Consider the following 2,793-nt stretch of genomic DNA (forward strand, 5'->3'; position numbering starts at 1 on the left):
CCCATAGAGCACCCCCTCGCGAATCAGGTGCTCAGCAAGGAATCACAAGTGATTCTTTCGATTCAAGATTTCGCCGATCAGCGGATCAGCCCGAGTCGTCAAAGTTATGGGTAATTGAAAGCCGGTGGGGGCCGCCTTCCCCGATCGGGTTCGAGCGTGAGATGGTTTGCTCATTAATTCGCAAGCAAATGAGCAAACGTGACGACGGTTACGGTTCTGTCCGGTCCTGAGCGGCGACGGCGGTGGACGAGTGCCGAGAAGCTTCGGATCGTGGAGGAGAGTTTGGCGCCTGGGGCCAGTGTTGTCGAGGTTGCTCGGCGACATGACGTTCACCGCAATCTGGTTACGGCTTGCCGGCGGCAGGTGCGCACCGGCGTCCTCGCTTGCGGGCCCGAGCCGATGCAGCGGCAGGATGATGGGGTCCGTTTTGCGGCAGTCTCGATTGCGCCAGAGCGGCGACCGTTGACGGCTCCCTCGGGAAGCTGCGGTGCGATCGAGATTGAGTTCGCGGCCGGGGCTCGGATGCGGATCACCGGTGCGGTTGATGCGGCGACGCTGAGCGCAGTCGTGGCAGCGCTGACGGATGGACGGCAACGATGATCCCGTTGCCGGCCGGCATGCGGGTATGGCTCGCGACCGGCCATACCGATATGCGAAAGGGCTTTCCGTCGCTTGCATTGCAGGTTCAGGAGATCTTGCATCGCGACCCGCTGGGCGGCCACCTGTTTTGCTTCCGCGGTCGCCGGGGCAATCTTTTGAAGGTCATCTGGCATGACGGCCAGGGCGCCTGCCTGTTCACGAAGCGCCTGGAGCGGGGGCGCTTCATCTGGCCGAGCCCGGCCGAGGGTGTGGTGACGATCTCGTCGGCGCAGCTCGGTTATCTTCTGTCCGGGATTGACTGGTGGCACCCACAAGAGACGTGGCGGCCGACATCGGTCGGATGAGGCTTTGACCTTGCGGATCGTGATGGATGTGATTCCATCATCATCGTGACCACATCTGAATCGCTCCCCACCGATCTTGCCGCCGCGCATGCGATGATCCTCGCGCAGCGTGCCGCGCGCCTGGAAGCGGAGGCGGTTGCGGCGAGCGCCAAAGCGGAAGCTGCCGACGTGAAGGCGGCCGAGGCCCTGATCAGTTACCTCAAGCTCGAGATCGAGAAGCTGCGTCGCCAGATTTATGGCAGCCGCTCGGAACGCAAGGCACGGCTCCTGGAGCAGATGGAGCTTGAGCTTGAAGAGTTGGAAGCAACCGCAACCGAAGACGAACTGGCAGCCGAGAGGGCGGCGGCCAAGACACAGACCGTCAGGTCCTTCCAACGCAAGCGGCCGTCGCGCAAACCGTTCCCCGACCATTTGCCGCGCGAGCGGGTCGTGATCGCCGCACCGCAGAGCTGCCCTTGCTGCGGCTCATCGAAGCTATCAAAGCTGGGCGAAGACATTACGGAGACGCTGGAGGTCGTTCCCCGGCAGTGGAAGGTGATCCAGACGGTGCGCGAGAAGTTCTCGTGCCGGGACTGCGAGACGATCACCCAGCCGCCAGCCCCGTTCCACGTGACGCCGCGCGGCTTTGCCGGGCCGAACCTGCTTGCCATGATCCTGTTCGAGAAGTTCGGCCAGCATCAGCCCTTGAACCGACAGAGCGAGCGCTATGCCCGGGAGGGCATCGATCTGAGCCTGTCGACACTGGCTGACCAGGTCGGCGCCTGTGCGACGGCCCTGCAGCCGCTTTATCGGCTGATCGAGCGTCACGTCCTCGCCGCCGAGCGACTGCATGGCGATGACACCACGGTGCCGATCCTGGCCAAGGGCCAGACGGTCAAAGGACATATCTGGACCTACGTTCGCGACGACCGGCCGTTTGGCGGACGGGCGCCGCCGGCTGCACTCTATTACGCCTCGCGCGATCGACGGCAGGAGCATCCCACGCGGCATCTCCAAAGCTTCTCCGGCATCCTGCAGGCCGACGCCTATAGCGGCTACAACGAGCTGTATGACGCCTCCCGCGCGCAGGGACCGATCACGTCCGCACTCTGTTGGGCCCACGCCCGGCGGCAGTTCTTCGAGCTGGCGGACATCGCGGCCACCGCGAGGCGCGACAAGAACGCCGCGACGATCTCGCCGATTGCCCTGGAGGCGGTCAAGCGCATCGATGCGTTGTTCGATATTGAGCGCGGCCTCAACGGCCAAGGGGCCGAAGAGCGTCTGCGGGTGCGCAAGGAGCAAAGCGCGCCGCTTTTGACTGCATTGGAAGCATGGCTGCGCGAGCAGCGGGGTCGGCTGTCGAACTCGTCATCGGTGGCCAAGCCGATCGATTACATGCTGCGCCGCTGGGACCGGTTTGCCCGCTTCATCGAAGACGGACGGATCTGCCTGACAAACAATGCGGCGGAGCGCGCGCTGCGCGGCTTTGCCTTGGGCCGCAAGTCCTGGCTCTTCGCCGGCTCGGAACGTGGTGCCGACCGCGCAGCCATCATGGCGACGCTGATCATGACAGCAAAGCTCAACGACATCGACCCGCAAGCCTGGCTCGCGGACGTTTTGGCCAGCATCGCTAGCACCCCGCAAGGTCGGCTCAATGAGCTGCTGCCTTGGGAATGGAAGAACAGCCCTGTTCAATCTGCGGCCTGATCGGGCCACCGCGCCACGCGATCATTCCGCGGCCCTCACCGGCTTTCAATTACCCATAACTTTGACGACTCGGGCTGATCCGCTGATCGGCGAAATCTTGAATCGAAAGAATCACTTGTGATTCCTTGCTGAGCACCTGATTCGCGAGGGGGTGCTCTATGGG

3 protein-coding genes are annotated in these 2,793 nt (G+C 63.5%); all 3 read left to right on the plus strand.

The features are described 5' to 3' along the window. Window positions 1–198: 198 nt before the first annotated feature. Entirely contained in the window at window positions 199–600 is a 402-nt protein-coding gene (gene tnpA / locus EAV90_RS41380) for an IS66-like element accessory protein TnpA (RefSeq protein WP_129146455.1), read from the plus strand. Continuing rightward, on the plus strand, window positions 597–944 hold the full coding sequence (gene tnpB / locus EAV90_RS38935) for an IS66 family insertion sequence element accessory protein TnpB (RefSeq protein WP_129146456.1): 348 nt from the start codon (window positions 597–599) through the stop codon (window positions 942–944). The genes tnpA and tnpB overlap by 4 nt, the downstream gene beginning before the upstream one ends. 93 nt (window positions 945–1,037) lie before the next feature. After that, a complete protein-coding gene (gene tnpC / locus EAV90_RS38940; RefSeq protein WP_129146457.1) occupies window positions 1,038–2,630 on the plus strand; it encodes an IS66 family transposase in 1,593 nt (530 codons plus the stop codon). Window positions 2,631–2,793: the final 163 nt, after the last annotated feature.

This window comes from Bradyrhizobium vignae (genome assembly GCF_004114425.1).
In the GTDB taxonomy this organism is placed as follows: Bacteria; Pseudomonadota; Alphaproteobacteria; order Rhizobiales; family Xanthobacteraceae; genus Bradyrhizobium; species Bradyrhizobium vignae.

What these genes read in the sequence shown, in the direction of transcription:
- tnpB (WP_129146456.1), top strand. Translation starts at nt 597, where the DNA reads ATGATCCCGTTGCCGGCCGGCATGCGGGTATGGCTCGCGACCGGCCAT.
- tnpC (WP_129146457.1), top strand. Translation starts at nt 1,038, where the DNA reads ATGATCCTCGCGCAGCGTGCCGCGCGCCTGGAAGCGGAGGCGGTTGCG.